Annotated in this window: 15 protein-coding genes; 6 read left to right on the top strand and 9 right to left on the bottom strand. The window is 68.0% G+C overall.

Annotation, left to right across the window (positions count from 1 at the left end; all coding sequences use genetic code 11):
* Positions 1 to 51: 51 nt before the first annotated feature.
* The 5 genes from ACFWUP_RS23135 to ACFWUP_RS23115 form a co-directional block, all read right to left on the bottom strand.
* A complete protein-coding gene (locus tag ACFWUP_RS23135; RefSeq protein WP_379237518.1) occupies positions 52 to 1,047 on the bottom strand; it encodes a sulfate/molybdate ABC transporter ATP-binding protein in 996 nt (331 codons plus the stop codon).
* A complete protein-coding gene (cysW, locus tag ACFWUP_RS23130) occupies positions 1,044 to 1,850 on the bottom strand; it encodes a sulfate ABC transporter permease subunit CysW (protein WP_379237516.1) in 807 nt (268 codons plus the stop codon). Before cysW ends, ACFWUP_RS23135 begins: the two co-directional genes overlap by 4 nt.
* The gene (gene cysT / locus ACFWUP_RS23125) at positions 1,847 to 2,698 is read right to left on the bottom strand and encodes a sulfate ABC transporter permease subunit CysT (RefSeq protein WP_379237670.1); all 852 of its coding nucleotides are present in this window, start codon (positions 2,696 to 2,698) and stop codon (positions 1,847 to 1,849) included. The genes cysW and cysT overlap by 4 nt, the downstream gene beginning before the upstream one ends.
* A 92-nt stretch (positions 2,699 to 2,790) precedes the next feature.
* The gene (locus ACFWUP_RS23120) at positions 2,791 to 3,843 is read right to left on the bottom strand and encodes a sulfate ABC transporter substrate-binding protein (protein ID WP_379237514.1); all 1,053 of its coding nucleotides are present in this window, start codon (positions 3,841 to 3,843) and stop codon (positions 2,791 to 2,793) included.
* A gap of 211 nt (positions 3,844 to 4,054) precedes the next feature.
* The gene (locus tag ACFWUP_RS23115; RefSeq protein WP_019045829.1) at positions 4,055 to 4,144 is read right to left on the bottom strand and encodes an Ms4533A family Cys-rich leader peptide; all 90 of its coding nucleotides are present in this window, start codon (positions 4,142 to 4,144) and stop codon (positions 4,055 to 4,057) included.
* A gap of 75 nt (positions 4,145 to 4,219) precedes the next feature.
* Here ACFWUP_RS23115 and ACFWUP_RS23110 point away from each other — a divergent pair, with 75 nt between their 5' ends.
* Positions 4,220 to 5,269 carry a M48 family metallopeptidase gene (locus ACFWUP_RS23110; RefSeq protein ID WP_379237512.1) on the top strand — a complete coding sequence of 350 codons (1,050 nt, stop codon included), beginning with the start codon at positions 4,220 to 4,222 and terminating at the stop codon, positions 5,267 to 5,269.
* A 111-nt stretch (positions 5,270 to 5,380) separates the two neighbouring features.
* Here the strand turns inward: ACFWUP_RS23110 and ACFWUP_RS23105 are convergent, their stop codons facing one another.
* A complete protein-coding gene (locus ACFWUP_RS23105) occupies positions 5,381 to 5,614 on the bottom strand; it encodes a hypothetical protein (protein WP_379237510.1) in 234 nt (77 codons plus the stop codon).
* 142 nt (positions 5,615 to 5,756) lie between these two features.
* Here ACFWUP_RS23105 and ACFWUP_RS23100 point away from each other — a divergent pair, with 142 nt between their 5' ends.
* Positions 5,757 to 7,724 (top strand): glycoside hydrolase family 15 protein, encoded by a 1,968-nt coding sequence (locus ACFWUP_RS23100; protein ID WP_379237508.1) that lies wholly within the window; start codon positions 5,757 to 5,759, stop codon positions 7,722 to 7,724.
* A gap of 6 nt (positions 7,725 to 7,730) precedes the next feature.
* On the opposite strand, the gene ACFWUP_RS23095 is transcribed toward ACFWUP_RS23100, so the two are convergent.
* Both ACFWUP_RS23095 and ACFWUP_RS23090 read right to left on the bottom strand, forming a co-directional pair.
* Positions 7,731 to 9,533, bottom strand: coding sequence for a hypothetical protein (locus ACFWUP_RS23095; protein ID WP_379237506.1), 1,803 nt, complete (start codon positions 9,531 to 9,533; stop codon positions 7,731 to 7,733).
* A 45-nt stretch (positions 9,534 to 9,578) separates the two neighbouring features.
* Positions 9,579 to 11,504: a hypothetical protein gene (locus ACFWUP_RS23090; protein ID WP_379237504.1), complete on the bottom strand. Its 1,926-nt coding sequence runs from the start codon at positions 11,502 to 11,504 to the stop codon at positions 9,579 to 9,581.
* A gap of 278 nt (positions 11,505 to 11,782) precedes the next feature.
* On the opposite strand from ACFWUP_RS23090, the gene ACFWUP_RS23085 reads away from it, so the two are divergent.
* The 3 genes from ACFWUP_RS23085 to ACFWUP_RS23075 are packed head-to-tail and all read left to right on the top strand — an operon-like array spanning position 11,783 to position 14,207.
* Positions 11,783 to 12,205 carry a hypothetical protein gene (locus ACFWUP_RS23085; RefSeq protein ID WP_379237502.1) on the top strand — a complete coding sequence of 141 codons (423 nt, stop codon included), beginning with the start codon at positions 11,783 to 11,785 and terminating at the stop codon, positions 12,203 to 12,205.
* A 35-nt stretch (positions 12,206 to 12,240) separates the two neighbouring features.
* On the top strand, positions 12,241 to 12,933 hold the full coding sequence (locus ACFWUP_RS23080) for a response regulator transcription factor (protein ID WP_379237500.1): 693 nt from the start codon (positions 12,241 to 12,243) through the stop codon (positions 12,931 to 12,933).
* Positions 12,930 to 14,207: a sensor histidine kinase gene (locus ACFWUP_RS23075; RefSeq protein ID WP_379237498.1), complete on the top strand. Its 1,278-nt coding sequence runs from the start codon at positions 12,930 to 12,932 to the stop codon at positions 14,205 to 14,207. The genes ACFWUP_RS23080 and ACFWUP_RS23075 overlap by 4 nt, the downstream gene beginning before the upstream one ends.
* Positions 14,208 to 14,211: 4 nt before the next feature.
* Here the strand turns inward: ACFWUP_RS23075 and lepA are convergent, their stop codons facing one another.
* Positions 14,212 to 16,086 carry a translation elongation factor 4 gene (gene lepA / locus ACFWUP_RS23070; protein ID WP_379237496.1) on the bottom strand — a complete coding sequence of 625 codons (1,875 nt, stop codon included), beginning with the start codon at positions 16,084 to 16,086 and terminating at the stop codon, positions 14,212 to 14,214.
* 116 nt (positions 16,087 to 16,202) lie between these two features.
* Between lepA and ACFWUP_RS23065 the strand changes: the two genes are divergently transcribed.
* On the top strand, positions 16,203 to 16,754 hold the full coding sequence (locus tag ACFWUP_RS23065) for a type II toxin-antitoxin system PemK/MazF family toxin (RefSeq protein ID WP_379237494.1): 552 nt from the start codon (positions 16,203 to 16,205) through the stop codon (positions 16,752 to 16,754).
* Positions 16,755 to 16,756: the final 2 nt, after the last annotated feature.

Genomic DNA, 16,756 nt, shown 5'->3' with positions numbered 1-16,756 from the left:
CAACGGGGCCCGTCGACGCTGTGTCGACGAGCCCCGTGCGGAAGCGGGAGATCAGTCCTGCGGCAGATCCGGGATACGGGTGGCGCGGGCGTAGACGGTCTCGCCCTCCGCCAGGTGCAGGGCCGCAGCATCACCGCGAGTTACCTGCGCGGCGAACTGGTCGCCGGTGGCGGCGTTGCGCAACTCGAGGCGCACCTCGAAGCCGAGGCGCACGATCCGTTCGACGGTGGCCCTGGTGACGCCCGCCGATTCCGCAGTGCCCTCGTGCTCGGCCATCGCCATGGACGGATCGCGGCCCACGCGGATGTCGTGCGGGCGGACCAGGTGGCCGTTGAGCCGGGCGACCGCGCCGAGGAACGACATCACGAACTCGTTGGCGGGCCGGTCGTAGACCTCCTCGGGCGAACCGACCTGCTCGATGCGGCCCTTGTTCATCACCGCGATCCGGTCGGCGACGTCGAGGGCTTCCTCCTGATCGTGGGTGACCAGGACGGTGGTCACGTGGACCTCGTCGTGCAGTCTGCGCAGCCACTGGCGCAGATCGGTGCGCACCTTGGCGTCCAGGGCGCCGAACGGCTCGTCCAGCAGCAGCACCTGCGGGTCGACGGCCAGCGCGCGGGCCAGTGCCATGCGCTGACGCTGACCACCAGAGAGCTGTGCCGGGTAGCGGTGCTGGAAACCGTCGAGGCCGACGATGCCGAGCAGTTCGTCGACGCGCTTGTCGATCTCCTTCTTCGGCCGCTTGCGGATGGTGAGGCCGAAGGCGACGTTGTCACGCACGGTCATGTGCTTGAACGCGGCGTAGTGCTGGAAGACGAAGCCGATATCGCGCTTCTGCGGCGACACGTGGGTCACGTCGTTGCCCGCGATCATCACCACGCCCGAGTCGAGGGATTCCAGCCCGGCGATCGAGCGCAGCAGCGTCGACTTGCCCGAGCCGGACGGGCCGAGCAGGGCGGTGAGTTCGCCGGACGGGATGTCGATGCTGACGTCGTCGAGGGCGGCGAAAGAACCGTAGTTCTTGCGCGCGTTGGTCACGGTGATCATTCGGTGCCCCGCTTGCGTTCGAGGAGAGTCATCAGGAGGAGCACGACCAGGGCCATGCCCATGAGGAGAGTGGCCGCGCTGTAGGCGCCGAAGGTGTTGTGGTCGTTGATATAACGGCCGTGCACCAGCAGGGTCAGCGTCTGGGACTTGCCGGGCAGCGCGGTGGAGACCATGATCACCGCGCCGAATTCGCCCAGCGCGCGGGCCACGGTGAGCACGACGCCATAGGTGAGGCCCCACCGGATGGCGGGCAGGGTGATGCGCCAGAAGGTCTGCCAGCGCGAGGCGCCGAGGGTGGCCGCGGCCTGCTCCTGATCGTCACCGATCTCGTGCAGCACCGGTTCCACCTCACGCACCACGAACGGCAGCGTGACGAAGATGGTTGCGATCACCATGCCGGGCAGGCTGAAGATCACCTTGAAGCCCAGTGATTCCAGCCCGCCGAACCAGCCGCCCGCACCCCACAGCAGGATCAGCGACACACCGACGACCACCGGCGACACCGCGAACGGCAGATCGACGATGCCCTGCATCAGGCTGCGCCCGGGGAACTTGCTGCGCACCAACGCCAGCGCGGTGACCACGCCGAAGACCACGTTCAGCGGAACGACGATCGCCACGATGATCATCGACAGCTGGAACGCCGAGATCGCCGCGGGCGTGGTGATCGAGTCGATGAACGTGCCGATCCCCCGCTCGAAGGTGCGCACCAGGATGATCACCAGCGGCAGCACCAACAGGATGAGCAGGTACCCCAGCGCGACGGTGCGCAGCGAGATCCTGGTCGATGCGGACAGTTTCATCGGGCCGCCTCTTCCTTACGCGAGGAACGTTCGGCGAGAATCCGCAGCACGAGCAGGCTGACGAACGAGATCACCAGCAGCGCCACCGACACCGCCGCCGCGTTGACCGGCCGGTCGACCTCGATCTGCTGCTGGATGTACTGCGAGGTCATCTGGGTTTCGCGCGGGATGTTGCCGCCGATCAGCACCACCGAGCCGTATTCGCCGATCGCCCTGGCGAAGGCGAGGCCGCCGCCGGAGATGATCGCCGGCGCCAGCGTGGGCAGCACGATGCGGCGGAAGGTGATCCAGTTACTCGCACCCAGTGACAGGGCGGCCTGCTCGACTTCCTTGTCCACCTCGATCAGCACCGGCTGCACCGAGCGCACCACGAACGGCAGCGTGACGAAGGCCAGCGCCACCACCAGACCGGGCTGGGTGGCGTTGAGATGGATGTCGACGGGGCTGTTCGGGCCGTAGAGCGAGAGCAGCACGATCGAGGCGACGATGGTGGGCAGGGCGAACGGAAGGTCGATCAGCCCGTTGACGATGCCCTTGCCGGGGAACTCGTCGCGTACCAGCACCCAGGCGATCAGGGTGCCCATCACCACATTGATCACGGCCACGACCACCGAGACACCAACGGTGATGCGCAACGAGTCGAGCGCCGCGGGCGCGGTGACCGCGTCCCAGAAACCCGACCAGCCCTCTTCGAAGGAGCTGACCGTGAGCGCGGCCAGCGGCAACAACACGATGACGCTGAGCCACAGCACCGCGACGCCGATACCGAAGGGTCCGACCGAGCCGGTGACGCGTAACCACGACCAGCGAGGTCCGCGCGAGGTCGGCGGCTTTTTGTCCAGTTTCACGGCACCGCCAGGATCGGAGGCATCTCCGGTCCCGGCGGGCCCACTGCTGTCAGTCACAGTTGTCCAGTATCGCGTGTGATCGGGGTCACCGACTACTTGGTGGCCGCGTCGTAGATGACGGCGACCTTGCCGGTGCCCTGCGCGAACAGGTCCTTGTCGACGGCCTTCCAGCCACCGAGGTCGTCGATCGTCCACAGCTTGGCCGGGGTCGGGAAGTCCTTGGCGAACTCGGCGGCGACCTTCGGGTCGACCGGACGGAAGCCGGCCTGCGCCCACGACTTCTGGCCCTCGGGGGTGAACAGGAAGTCGCGGAACGCGGTGGCCTTCGGCAGGTTCTTGGAGTTCTTCAGCACCGCGACCGGGTTCTCGATCTTGAAGGTGGTCGGCGGGTTGATGTGTTCGATCGGGTCGCCGTTGCGCTCGGAGAAGATGGCCTCGTTCTCGTAGCTCAGCAGCACGTCACCGGTGCCCTGCAGGAAGGTTTCGGTGGCTTCGCGGCCGGACTTGGGCTGCACCTTCACGTGCTCGGGCGAGATGAGCTGCGTCAGGTAGTCCAGGCCCGCCTGCGGGTTCTTGCCGCCGTCGCTCTTCGCGGCGTAGGGGGCGAGCAGGTTCCACTTGGCCGAACCCGAGCTGAACGGGTTCGGGGTGACGACCTCGATACCCGGCTTGAGCAGGTCGTCCCAGTCCTTGATGCCCTTGGGGTTGTCCTTGCGGACGACCAAGGTGACGACCGAGCCGAAGGGGATGCCCTTGGTGGCGTCGGCGTTCCAGCTCTCGTCGACCAGGCCAGCGTCGACCAGGCGGGTGATGTCGGGTTCGACGGAGAAGTTCACGACGTCGGCCTCGGCGCCGTCCTTGACCTTGCGCGACTGGTCGCCCGAGGCGCCGTACGAGGCCTGAACCTGCACGCCCTTGCCCGCGTCGGTCTTGTTGAACTCGGGCACGACCTTGTCGAAGCCCGGCTTCGGGACGGCGTAGGCGTAGAGATTGAGGGTGCCCCCGCTGCCGTCGGCCACGCCTGCGCCGCCGTCGGTCGAGTCGCTGGCGCCACCGCCGCAGGCGGTCAGCGCGACCGCGGCGACAGCAGTGACGGCGATGGCGGCGGCGCGGCGGCGCGAGCCGATCCAGGTGTTGCGAGACATCGGGATGAACCTTTCGGGAAAGGACCTGCGGCACAACGGCTTTCGTGGCGGCAGGGACTGCTCGTGTCGATCGGTAGACCTGTCGTGTGAGGATGCACGACAGTTGGCGCGACTCGGGCTCGATGGCCCCCGGAGTTACGGACTACGACTGCGAAAGGAAAGCGCGCGCCAGTCTACTGGGCAGAAACGCGCAGACGAGTCCGGTGGCCGATCATCGACAGAGGATGTCGGCGACGGCGAGGTTGCCGACAGCGATCAACGCCAACTCATGGCGGATCTGCGGGGCGACACTCGACGACACAAGGCAGACTGTAGCAGATCGGTACATGATGATCGCAATCAACGAGAGTTCCACAACCAGGGGGGATTTCATCCTATGACCATGGCTCCAGACCGGGTCCGCACGCGTTTTCCGGAGATCAGCACGCGCGCTTGGGAACACCCGGCCGACCGCACCGCGCTGGTGGCACTGCGCTCGCTCAGCGGGTTCGACACGGTACTGAAGGCACTGTCGGGGTTGCTGCGGGAACGTCAGCACCGGCTGATGTACCTGGCGACCGCCGTGCGGGTCGACGACCGCCAGTTCCGCACCCTGCACCAGCTGCGCGCGGACTGCGTCGGCGTACTCGACGCCCAGTCCACGCCGGAGATGTTCGTGCTGCAGGACCCGTCGGTGAACGCGTTCACCATCGGCATGGACAAGCCGTTCATCGTGCTCACCACCGGCCTGCTCGAACTGATGGACACCGAGGAGCTGCGCTTCGTCGTCGGCCACGAACTCGGCCACGCCCTGTCCGGGCACGCGGTGTACCGCACGATGCTCATGCACCTGATGCGCCTGTCGGCCTCGGTCGGTTGGATGCCCGTCGGCGGCTGGGCGCTGCGCGCGATCGTGGCCGCGCTGATGGAATGGAGCCGCAAGTCGGAACTGTCCGGCGACCGCGCGGGCCTGCTGTGCAGCCAAGACGTAGAGGCCTCGGTGCGCGTCCACATGAAAACCGCCGGTGGCGCGTGGCTGCACGAGATGAACCACGCCGCCTTCCTCGACCAGGCCGACGACTACATGCGCTCAGGCGACCTCCGCGACGGCGTCCTCAAGCTCCTCAACCTGGAACTACAGTCCCACCCCTTCTCGGTCCTACGCGCCGCCGAACTGCGCCGCTGGATCCAGTCCGGCGACTACGACCGCGTACTCGGCGGCACCTACCCCCGCCGCGAACAAGACCGCAACGCCAGCATCACCGAAGAGGTCAAAGAAGCCGCCCGCCACTACCGCGAATCCTTCGACCAGTCCGAGGACCTCCTGGTCCGCACCGTCCGCGACCTAGGCCGCGACGTAGGCTCAGCAGTCAACACAGTCGGCCAAGAATTCGGCCGCACAGTAACCGACCTGGGCAAACGCTTCGAAGACTGGCGCAAGAACTAGCCGCTGCGACGGCGCGGGCTGAAGCTCGCGCCGATCAGCGCGTGAAGAACCAGGCGATGACGACCAGAACGAGCAAGGCGATGAGTGCGAGCTGAACGCGAGAACGTGGCATCAGCGGGCACCACTGCCGACAGTCGGGCGCTCGGCGGCAGTCACCGGCACCGGCTCGACACGCTCATCCCGCCCCAACGCCCGGAACACCGCCCGCAAACTGCGATCGAGCAGGAAGGCGATGGCAAAGCTGATCGGCACCATCCCGACCAGCACCACGAGGAACTGCGGAATGAAGGGCAGCCCCGCTACCCAGAGTTCGAATCCATCCCACCAACCTGCGATCTGCTGCACGCCGCCCAGCCTAGTCGGTCGCCGTGAACACCCGATCCACGCGCATCCCCGGCCGACCGATTCTCCCACCACGACCAGCGGATCCGCTGAGATCGTCGCTCGCAGCGGTGGACGCGGGCCCGAACCACCGTGATCATGGGGTATGGAGTCTTCCAGCGCCGACAGCCTGCCGATTCTGAGTCCGGTCTCCTCGAGCGGTCGTCGCGGCCCGTTTCCGCCGATCGACGACTACGCCTTCCTGTCCGACTGTGAAACCAGCTGCCTGATCGCCAGCAGCGGTTCGGTGGAGTGGATGTGCGTGCCACGCCCCGACTCCCCCAGCGTGTTCGGCGCGATCCTCGACCGCAGCGCAGGCCATTTCCGGATCGGCCCCTACGGCAAGAACGTGCCCGCGGCGCGGCGGTATCTGCCCGGCGGGATGATCCTGGAAACCACGTGGCAGACCGAAACCGGTTGGCTGATCGTGCGCGACACGCTCGTTCTCGGCCCGTGGCACAACAACATCGCCCGATCCAAGACCCACCGCCGCACCCCGATGGACTGGGATGCCGAGCATGTCCTGTTGCGCACGGTGAAGTGTGTGAGCGGCACCGTCGAACTCGAAATGAGCTGCCAGCCCTCGTTCGACTATCACCAGGGCGGAGCCAAGTGGGAGTACACCGGCAAGGTCTACGAGCAGGCCACCGCACGGGCATCGAGCGATCCCGACGCCGGGCCGTCGCTGGTGCTCACCACCGATCTGCGGCTCGGTTTGGAAGGCCGGGAGGCGCGGGCGCGCACGAGAATGTCGGAGGGCGACCAGGTGTTCGTCGCGCTCACCTGGTCGGAACTGCCCGCGCCCGCCACCTACGACGAGGCCGCGCAGAAGATGTGGGCCACCACCGAATGCTGGCGGCAGTGGATCACCCAGGGCGATTTCCCCGACCATCCGTGGCGCAGCTACCTGCAGCGCAGCGCGCTCACCCTCAAGGGCCTCACCTACGCGCCGACGGGCGCGCTGCTCGCCGCTTCCACCACTTCCCTACCGGAAACCCCTGGCGGAGAACGGAACTGGGACTACCGCTACACGTGGGTGCGGGATGCCAGCTTCGCTCTGTGGGGCCTCTACACCCTGGGCCTGGACCGTGAGGCCAACGACTTCTTCGCCTTCCTCGACGACGTGACCACCGGCGAGAACGGCGACGCGCTGCCACTGCAGGTGCTCTACGGGATCGGCGGCGAACGCCAGATCACCGAATACGAGCTGCCGAATCTGTCCGGCTACGACGGCGCGAAACCGGTCCGCATCGGCAACGCCGCCTACGACCAGGACCAGCACGACATCTGGGGCACCATGCTCGACGCGGTGTACCTGCACGTGAAATCGCGTGGTCAGGTCCCGGAATCGTTGTGGCCCTTGCTCGAACGCACCGTGCACGCGGCGATTGCCAACTGGCGCAAGCCCGATCGTGGCATCTGGGAGGTGCGCGGCGAACCGCAGAACTTCACCTCGTCGAAGGTGATGTGCTGGGTGGCCCTCGACCGTGGCGCCCGCCTGGCCGAGTTGCACGGTCAGCACGAACGCGCCGCCGAGTGGTTCGAGATCGCCGAGGAGATCCGAGAAGACGTCCTGGAATTCGGTGTCAGCGAAGACGGCATCTTCACCCAGACCTACGGCGGGGACACCCTCGACGCCTCACTGCTGCTGGTGGTGCTGACGCGTTTTCTGCCGCCGGAGGACCCGCGCATCCGGGCCACTGTGCTCGCCATCGCCGACCATCTCACCGTCAACGGCCTCGTGCTGCGCTATCACACCGACACCACCGACGACGGCCTCGAAGGCGAGGAGGGCACCTTCACGATCTGCTCGTTCTGGCTGGTCTCGGCCCTGGTGGAGATCGGCGAACTCGAACGCGCCACCAACCTGTGCGAACGCCTGCTGGGCTTGGCAAGTCCACTGCGCCTCTACGCCGAGGAGATCGACTCACGCACCGGCCGCCACCTCGGCAATTTCCCGCAGGCCTTCACCCACCTGGCCTTGATCAACGCGGTCACCCACGTGATCAGGGCCGAGGACCAGCGCAACGCGGGTCAGTTCCAGCCCGCCCACACACCGGCCAACCGGGCGTAGGCACGCTCAGCGGGCGAGGCGTTCCGCGCGTTGGCGCAGGCCCGCCACGGTGCGCAGGCCCGCGTCGATCTCGGTGATGCGCAGTTCGCGGTGGTCGCCGTAGCGCAGGCCGGTCTCCTCGGCGGCGCGCAATGCCTCGTCAGCGGTGCGGCCCACTTCGGCGGCGATCTCGGTGTAGTGGTCGCGCAGGACGCGTTGCAGCGAGCGCAGGCGATTGCGAGATTCCTTGCCCACCTGGAAGATCACGTCGTCGGCCAGCCGGGCGACGGCCACCTTCGCCTCGGCCTGCCTGCGCTGTTTGCGGTTCTTGCGGTCGTCCCACAGTGCGTTCACGCCCAGCAGCACACCCGCGCCCGCCGAGTACCAGTTGACCAGCGACATGCCGAGCAGGCTGGTGGCAAGACCGACCATCAGGATGCCGCCGTAGGAACCGCGCAGCGCGGTGAGCAACTGTTGCCCCACACCGGCTTTGGCGCTTTCGAGTGGTTCCAGCGGCTGCACCGGTTCGAGGACGTCGCCGGGATTGGTCAGGCGCAGTTCCGGTAGCGGCGGGGTTCGGTTGTCGGGCGGGAACTTCGAGGCCACCTGCTCGGTGAGCTCGACGGCGCGATAGTGCGCCATCACGAAGTTCTCCTCGACCGCCTCGCAGATCCGCGCGTCGAGTTCGGTGGCGAAATCGGCCCACTTGCGGGCGGGATCGGTCCGGGTGATCTCGGCCTCGGCCTCCCGGACCAGGCTGCGTAACCGGTGCCGCAGATCGTGTTCGATATCGGCGCTGAGCTCGGAACTACCGTCGACGAGGGTGACCTGCCAGGTGGCGGTGCGCTGACGGAGCTGATCTGCGGTGGTCCGCGCGGCGGCGAGGCGCTGGGTGATCTCGGCGCGTCGGCGCGGATCACGCAGCGTGTCGGACTCGGCGCGCAGGGTGACGGTGAGCTGGTCGGTGATCAGCACGATATCGCGCACCGCAGCCGCCACCGCCACCGAATCGGCTTGGGCGACAACGTAGTCGCGCAGGTGATCGAGCAGCTGGGGCACGCCCGACTCGGCGTCGCGCTGCTGGTCGCCGCGCTCGGTGGCCTCCCGGTGCAGCAGACCGGACACCGGCGCGACCGCGAAGTTCAGCCCGGCCCCGTCGAGCAGGGCGCGATTGCGTCGCTGGGTGAGCGACCAGTGCGGGTTGCGGTCGATCTTGGTGAGCACGCAGACCACCGACGGACACACCCGCTCGACCCGGCGCAGGTAATCCAGCTGGGCTTCGGTGAGTTCGGCGGCGGCGTCGGCGGCGTAGAGGACGACGTCGGCGGCGGCGATCATCGACCACGCCGCGGCCTCGTGGGCGGTCGTACCGGGGGCGTCCATCACGACCAGACCGTCGGCGAGCAGTCGGCTCGGCTCGGCGAATTCGGCGCGGAGCACACCGAGCGTGGTCAACGCCTGCAACGGATTCAGTGGGTCGACGGGCACCCGTTCGACCCGGCCACCCGGCGCCGACTTCACCAGCGTCGCCTTCGGCGCCTGGCCGTATTCGACGATGACGGGAACACTGGGACTGCCGTCGGTGGCACTCACGGGCGAGCCGACCATGCTGTTGACCAGCGTGCTCATCCCCGCCTGCGGTTCACCGACGACGACGATCCGCACCCGCGGATCGCTGAGCCTGGCCCGCACCATGCCGAGGCGGGCGTCGAGGTCGTTGCGGCCACCCGATCGGACCAGTTCGCGCAGTTCGTCGACCAGCGCGATCACTGGCGCCATCGCATCCGGATGCTTCACCGTCGCGGTCTGCAGTCCGGCTGCGGCAGACAACTGTTCCTCACTCTCGCTACATCAACACGGCCGACTTCGTCGTGCTCAGACCACGAAGTCATACCCATGGTGTTCGACGGGAAACGCGCCGGTGAGCACATCGCCACCGCCGAGACCCGAATCGAACAAACCGGCCGAAACGCCATGGTAACCGCCGTGGTGCTGGTCGAACTCGGCCGCGATCGGCTTCGTCTCGACGACCAGGGGTTTCACCGGCGCCACGGTCGGCGCGACGGTGGGCGGCGGGGTGACGACCGTCGGCGGATCGATGTCGACCGTCGGCTGCTTGGTCGGCGCGGTCGGCTGCTGGCTGACCGTCGGCGCGGTCGTGTTGGGTGCGGTCGGGCTCGGCACGTCGACGGTCGGGGTGGTCGCGCCGGTCGAGGGTGTGGTCACGCCGCCGGTGCCCGGCTTGGTGGTGAGATCGTCGGGGGTGGTCGGTTGGGTCGGTGCGACCGTGGTCGGCACCTTGGTGACATCGGGGGTGTTCGGGACCGTCACCGTGGGCACCTTGACGGTCGTCGGAGTGTCGATGTCGACGGTGGGGGCCTTGGACGGCACCGTCACCGGCACGGTCGTCGGCGTCTGCCCACCGGTGACCTCGGGCAGCACAACGGGTTTCGTCGGCGTGGCCGGGGTGAACAGCGCGGGCACCGCGGCGGCGGGCGCGGTCAGCGGCGAAACCGCCTGCTGGCCGAAGACATTCGCGATTGGGGTGGAGGCGGCGTCGGGCTGGATGGTGGTCTGCAACGGCGTGGCGACCACGGGGTTGACCGCGACCGGCGCCGGGGCGGCGGGGGCGATCGGCGCGGGCGCGGGGGCGATCGGGGCCGGGGCGGGGGCTGGGGCGAACGGCGTCGCGGGGGCGGGGGCCGCGAGCGCCGGGGCGGCGGGCGCGGGCGCACCGGGCAGACCGACGCCGGACGGGGACGAGCCGGGCACGCCTGATGACGAGTTGCCGAGACCGGTACCGGGCGCGGAGGTGCCGGGCGCCGTACCCACCGAATCGCCGGGAGCCTTCAACCCGCCGCTCGCGAGCCACTCGCTGTAGTCGTCGAGCGCGTCGCCGACCTGGCCGACCTGCACGTCGACCTTCATCTGCGAGGTGGCCCACACGCCGTCGAGGCCCACGTGGACGTCGACCTCCCAGTTGGTGGTCACCATCGCGCCGACACCGTCGAACATGCCACCGACACCGTCGAATGCGCCGTCGAAGTCGGGGTAGGAACCACCAGGCAGACCGACGCTGTCATAGCCGGGGATGCCGATGCCGTGCCCGGGCAGACCGTCGTAGCCCGGAATGCCGATGCCACCGCCGGGCATGCCGTCGAAGCCGGGCAGGCTGCCGCCGGTGCCCGGCAGGTCGAAACCGGGCAGGTCGCCGCCCGCCCCGGGGATGTCGAAGCCGGGACGGTCGCCGTGGCCGGGCAGGCCCTCGAAGCCGGGGAGGTCGAAGCCGGGGTCCGAGCCCGGCCGCGGGATGTCGTTGTATCCCGGCGCGGTCGGGATGGTCCCGTAGCCGGGCACGCCGACGCTGCCCGAGGACTCGTCGCTACCGGGGATCCGGATCTCCCGATCAGTGTCGGAGCCGGGAATCTCTGGGCGCCAAGCGGATTCGTCGGATTGGGCGACCAGGACGACGTCGGGCTTCGGCGCGGGAGCGAACGGCGGGTACGGCAGCTCCGGCGCGGGTTCGGCGGCCAGATCGGGGAAGGTCACGATCGGGTTGGGTGCGTCCGGGCTCGGATCGGTGGGGACGGTCTGCTGCGACCAACCGGCGTAGCGGCTGTCGGCGTTGCTGGTGCCCGGCTCGCGCGCGGTCCCGTTGGCCGCGACCAGCGCGCCACCGGTGACGTAGGCGCCCGCCCGTGCCACCCTGGCTACGCCGTTGGCGACCCGGTAGGCCATGTCGGAACCCTGCGGTTCCTCTGTGCGCGCGGCACCGTCATCGAAAGGCAGATCACGCGTCATCAAAGCTCCAACACTCGCATCGCTGTGGTCCCCCACCACATCCAGCGGCGAGTTCAGGCCCATCCAACACTATTTTCCGGACACCGACCTGTCATTTCGTGCAGGGCAGTCGGTACTCACCTTATGGCGAACAACATCTTTCGGCGAGCCCGGGGAACCGGGGGCTCCACAGTTCGAAGAAAACTCTAACGATTGCTCAACAGAGCGTGAAGATCGGCGCCATAGCGTCGGGCACACCGACCGAAGAGGTCGGTCCCCGCACCAGTAAGGAGCCGCTCATGATCGCTCTTCACCGCACCAAGGCCGTCGCACTGCTCGGCGGTGCCGCCGTGCTCACCGCGACGGTCACCGGCGTCGCCACCGCCGACCCCGGCACCCCGCCCGACGACGGCAGGGCGACCACGATCATCTGCACCGCGCCGGGTGGCGCCGACGTGCCGGGACAGCCCCCGCTGGCCACCGAGCCCGGCGTCCACTTCGAGCACGCCGTTCCCGCGCAACCGGGCCGGGAGCCCCGTCGGATCCATATCGAACGCACGGCGCCGGGGCAGCCCGCACCGCCGCTGGACGGCCCGGTGGAATGCCGCCGGATCAACCCCGACGGTGAGAACGTCCTGGTTCCCGCGCCCGGTGGCTTCGGCGAGGTCGTCCCGGCACCGGCCACCGGTTCCGCCGACACCGTGCCCGCACGACCGTTCTGACCAGCGAAAACTATGAAAAACACTAGGGTGAGTGCATGACGGGACAGCAGATCTTGGTCGTCGACGACGAGGTCCGCGTGCTCGCGTCGCTGCGGCGCGGCCTCGAGCTCTCGGGCTTCGAGGTGATCACCGCGAGCGATGGCGCCCAAGCACTCACTCTGGTGGGGTCGGCCGCGCCCGACGCCATGGTGCTCGACGTGAACATGCCCGAGCTCGACGGCGTCGGCGTGGTCACCGCACTGCGCGCGATGGGCAACGACATCCCCATCTGCGTGCTCAGCGCGCGCAGTGCCGTCACGGACCGGATCGCCGCGCTCGAACGTGGCGCCGACGACTATCTGACCAAGCCGTTCGATCTGGGCGAGCTGGTCGCGCGGCTGCACGCACTGTTGCGGCGCAGACCGGTCACGGCGACTTCTTCGAACGACACGATCCAGGTCGGCGAGGTGGTGATCGATCTGGCCGGGCATCGGGTGCGCGCGGGGTCGTCACCGGTCGATCTCACCAAACGCGAGTTCGAGCTGCTGGCGATGCTGGCGCGCAATGCCGGGATCGTGCTCGGGCGCGAGCAGATCCTGTCGACCGTGTGGGGTTACGACTTCAGTACCGACACCAATGTGGTGGACGTCTTCGTCTCGTATCTGCGGCGCAAGCTGGAGGCCGACGGTGTCGCGCGGGTGGTGCACACCGTGCGCGGGGTCGGGTTCGTGCTGCGGGATCAGCCGTGAAGGCGTCGCGGTCGTTGCGTTTCCGGGTGGCGCTGGTGTCGGCCGTGGTGGCGGCGCTGGTGGCGGTCACCTTGGGCCTCACCTATGGGGCGCTGCTGAGGGTCGCGGGTACCAGCCAGCTCGATCAGACAGTGTCGAACATGCGGGTGCAGGTCGCGCAGCCGATCGACGGTGATCCCGTGGATCCGCCGCCCGACCCCGCGACCTCAGCCGTTCCCGGGTGGCCAGTGCCCCACGAGCGCACCATCGTGGTTCCCGCCGCCCCGGCGACCGAGTTGCTGGCGCCGGTACAGGGCGGGCGGGGGCTGATGGTCCGGCTCGACCCCGATCGCGAACTCGTCGACGCCGCCATCACCCGCAGTCAGCTGATCGGACTCGGCATCGGCCTGGCCGGGGTGCTCGTCGCCGCCGGATTAGGTTGGATACTGGCCGGTTTCGCCGCGCGGCCTTTGCGCCGGCTCGCCAACGCGACCCACGAGATCGACACCCTCGACGAGCTACCGCCGCTGTCCGGCCGAGGAGCGCGCGAAGCCGAGGAACTCTCCGACGCGATCAACCGAATGCTGGCGCGCCTGGAAACCGCACACGGCGAGACCCATCAGGCCCTGGCCAGTGCCCGCGATTTCGCCGCCGTCTGCGCCCATGAACTGCGCACCCCACTCACCGCCATGCGCACCGATCTGCAGGTTCTCGCGAGCACCGAATTGCCCGATGACCAGCGCGGCGCCGTTCTCACCGATGTCCTGGCCGCCGAGGGGCAGATCGAACGCACCCTCTCCGATCTCGAACGCCTCGCTGTCGGCGAACTCACCGATCAGGACGCGTTCGAACCGTTCGAACTGTGCGAAACCCTCGATCGCGCGGTGCAGAACGCCCGTCGCGCCAACCCCGGCGTCGACATCACGCTCGCCGCCTGCGATCCGGTTCCGGTGCACGGGTTGCCCGGCGGGATCATGCTGATCGTGACCAACGCGGTCGCCAACGCGGTCCTGCACGGGAAGGCCACCGAGGTCACCGTCGCCGCGCGGACCACCGACAACGGCGTCGAGATCACCGTCGACGACAACGGCACCGGCATCCCGGAAGCCCTGTCCCCCACCGCTTTCGACCGTTTCGCCAAACGTCCCGGCTCCCCCGGCTCCGGCCTCGGCCTCGCGCTGGTGCGCCAGCAGGCCGAATTGCATTCCGGCACCGCCGAACTCGACCACAGCCCGCTCGGTGGCGTCCGCCTGCGGGTGGAAATAGCTCAGGCGCCGGTGCGTACCGGCGCCTGAGGCTTTACTTCTTGGGCTTGTCCGAATCCGAGGACAATGCCGCCACGAAGGCTTCCTGAGGGACTTCCACGCGACCGATGGTCTTCATGCGCTTCTTGCCCTCCTTCTGCTTCTCGAGCAGCTTGCGCTTACGGCTGATATCGCCGCCGTAGCACTTGGCCAGGACGTCCTTGCGGATGGCCCGAATATTCTCGCGGGCAATGATCTTCGCGCCGATCGCGGCCTGGATGGGCACCTCGAACTGCTGGCGCGGGATCAGTTCGCGCAGCTTGGTGGTCATCTTGTGGCCGTATGCCTGCGCGGCGTCCTTGTGCACGATCGCGCTGAACGCGTCGACCGCCTCGCCCTGCAGCAGGATGTCGACCTTCACCAGATCGGCTTCCTGCTCGCCCGCCTCTTCGTAGTCGAGGCTGGCGTAGCCGCGCGTGCGCGACTTGAGCAGGTCGAAGAAGTCGAAGATGATCTCGGCCATCGGCATGGTGTAGCGCAGCTCGACGCGGGTCTCGGACAGGTAGTCCATGCCGCCCAGCTCGCCGCGACGCTGCTGGCACAGCTCCATGATCGCGCCGATGAACTCGCTCGGCGAGATGACGGTGCACTTCACGATGGGTTCGTAGACGTGGCGCGACTTGCCTTCGGGCCAGTACGAGGGGTTGGTGACGACGTGTTCGGTGCCGTCCTCCATCTCCACCCGGTACACCACGTTGGGCGCGGTGGAGATGAGCTCGAGGTCGAACTCGCGCTGCAACCGTTCGCGGGTGATCTCCATGTGCAGCAGACCGAGGAAGCCGCAGCGGAACCCGAAACCGAGCGCCACCGAGGTTTCCGGCTCGTAGGTGAGCGCGGCATCGTTGAGCTGCAGTTTGTCGAGCGCGTCGCGCAGGTCGGGGTAGTCCGAACCGTCGACCGGGTACAGACCCGAGTAGACCATCGGGCGCGGTTCGCGGTAGCCGGTGAGGGCTTCGGCGGCGCCGTTGCGCGCGCTGGTGACGGTATCGCCGACCTTCGACTGGCGAACGTCCTTCACGCCGGTGATCAGGTAACCGACCTCGCCGACGCCCAGACCCTGGGTGGGTTTGGGTTCGGGTGAGACGATGCCGACTTCCAGGAGCTCGTGGGTGGCACCGGTGGACATCATCTTGATCTTCTCGCGCGGGGAGATCTTGCCGTCGACCACGCGGATGTAGGTGACCACGCCGCGGTAGGTGTCGTAGACGGAGTCGAAGATCATCGCGCGGGCGGGTGCGTCGGCATCGCCCACCGGCGGCGGAACGGCCTCGATCACCTTGTCCAGGAGTTCTTTCACGCCGACACCGGTCTTGCCCGAGACCCGCAGCACGTCGTCCGGTTCGCAGCCGACGATGTGGGCGATCTCGGCCGCGTACCGATCGGGATCGGCGGCGGGCAGGTCGATCTTGTTCAGCACGGGAATGATCGTGAGATCCTTCTCCAGCGCCAGATACAGGTTGGCCAGCGTCTGCGCCTCGATGCCCTGTGCGGCGTCGACCAGCAGGATCGCGCCCTCACAGGCCTCGAGCGCGCGGGAGACCTCGTAGGTGAAGTCGACGTGGCCCGGGGTATCGATCATGTGCAGGACGTACTCGGTGCCGTCGACCTGCCACGGCAACCGCACGTTCTGCGCCTTGATCGTGATGCCACGCTCACGCTCGATATCCATCCGGTCCAGGTACTGCGCGCGCATGGCCCGCGCCTCGACCACACCGGTCAGCTGCAGCATCCGATCGGCAAGGGTCGACTTGCCGTGATCGATGTGGGCGATGATGCAGAAGTTCCGGATCCGGGACGGATCGGTGAACGTCGTATCGACAAAACTGGAAGCCACTCCACTCCTCGCGGGGTATAGGCGAACTGGCCCCATCGTCCCATGCACGCGACCCCGCCCTCGCCACCGGTGCGCCCGAGGCTCGATTTCGCCGAACCCGTACCGACGTCACGGATGCGCTCCACGGGTGGGTCGGCGTTATATTTCACTGCATGGCCAGCAGTTGGAACAGTCTCGGCAAGCAGCTCGGCGTCATCGCCAAGGAGCAGGGGCCCAAAATCGTGCGCAAGCAGGGGCCACGACTGCTCGAGAAGCTGGTGGACGCACTGGCGAACAAGCCCGGACCTGCCGTCGCGGTACGCCCGACGGCCTCGACCCCCGTACCGACCGCCCATCGCGCCCGCCAGATCGTCTACTGCCCGCAGTTGGACGGGCGTGCCGATCCGGGCGAGATCGTGTGGACCTGGGTGCCGTTCGAAGAGGACCCGACCAACGGTAAGGATCGGCCGGTGCTGGTGGTCGGACGTGACCGCAAGACGCTGCTCGGGCTGATGCTGTCGTCCAAGACCGACCGCGCCCACGATCGCAACTGGGTCGGGATCGGCACCGGACCGTGGGATCACGACGGCAGGCCGAGCTGGGTTCGCCTGGATCGGGTCATCGACGTCCCGGAGGACGGCATCCGGCGCGAAGGCGCGATCGTCGAGCGCAAGACCTTCGACCTGGTCGCGCACCGGTTGGTCGCCGAATACAGCTGGAGCTGAAC

This window comes from Nocardia sp. NPDC058658 (assembly GCF_042716665.1).
Taxonomy (GTDB): Bacteria; Actinomycetota; Actinomycetes; order Mycobacteriales; family Mycobacteriaceae; genus Nocardia.
The sequence above is the reverse complement of the archived record's forward strand: the minus strand, read 5'-3'. Positions and strand labels throughout refer to the sequence as shown.

Bases quoted from the DNA above. Each gene is read 5' to 3' on its own strand.
- cysW (WP_379237516.1), bottom strand. From the start codon at position 1,850: ATGAAACTGTCCGCATCGACCAGGATCTCGCTGCGCACCGTCGCGCTG.
- ACFWUP_RS23085 (WP_379237502.1), top strand. From the start codon at position 11,783: ATGATCGCTCTTCACCGCACCAAGGCCGTCGCACTGCTCGGCGGTGCC.
- ACFWUP_RS23065 (WP_379237494.1), top strand. From the start codon at position 16,203: ATGGCCAGCAGTTGGAACAGTCTCGGCAAGCAGCTCGGCGTCATCGCC.
- ACFWUP_RS23120 (WP_379237514.1), bottom strand. From the start codon at position 3,843: ATGTCTCGCAACACCTGGATCGGCTCGCGCCGCCGCGCCGCCGCCATC.
- ACFWUP_RS23080 (WP_379237500.1), top strand. From the start codon at position 12,241: ATGACGGGACAGCAGATCTTGGTCGTCGACGACGAGGTCCGCGTGCTC.
- ACFWUP_RS23135 (WP_379237518.1), bottom strand. From the start codon at position 1,047: ATGATCACCGTGACCAACGCGCGCAAGAACTACGGTTCTTTCGCCGCC.
- ACFWUP_RS23090 (WP_379237504.1), bottom strand. From the start codon at position 11,504: ATGACGCGTGATCTGCCTTTCGATGACGGTGCCGCGCGCACAGAGGAA.
- ACFWUP_RS23110 (WP_379237512.1), top strand. From the start codon at position 4,220: ATGACCATGGCTCCAGACCGGGTCCGCACGCGTTTTCCGGAGATCAGC.
- ACFWUP_RS23100 (WP_379237508.1), top strand. From the start codon at position 5,757: ATGGAGTCTTCCAGCGCCGACAGCCTGCCGATTCTGAGTCCGGTCTCC.
- lepA (WP_379237496.1), bottom strand. From the start codon at position 16,086: ATGGGGCCAGTTCGCCTATACCCCGCGAGGAGTGGAGTGGCTTCCAGT.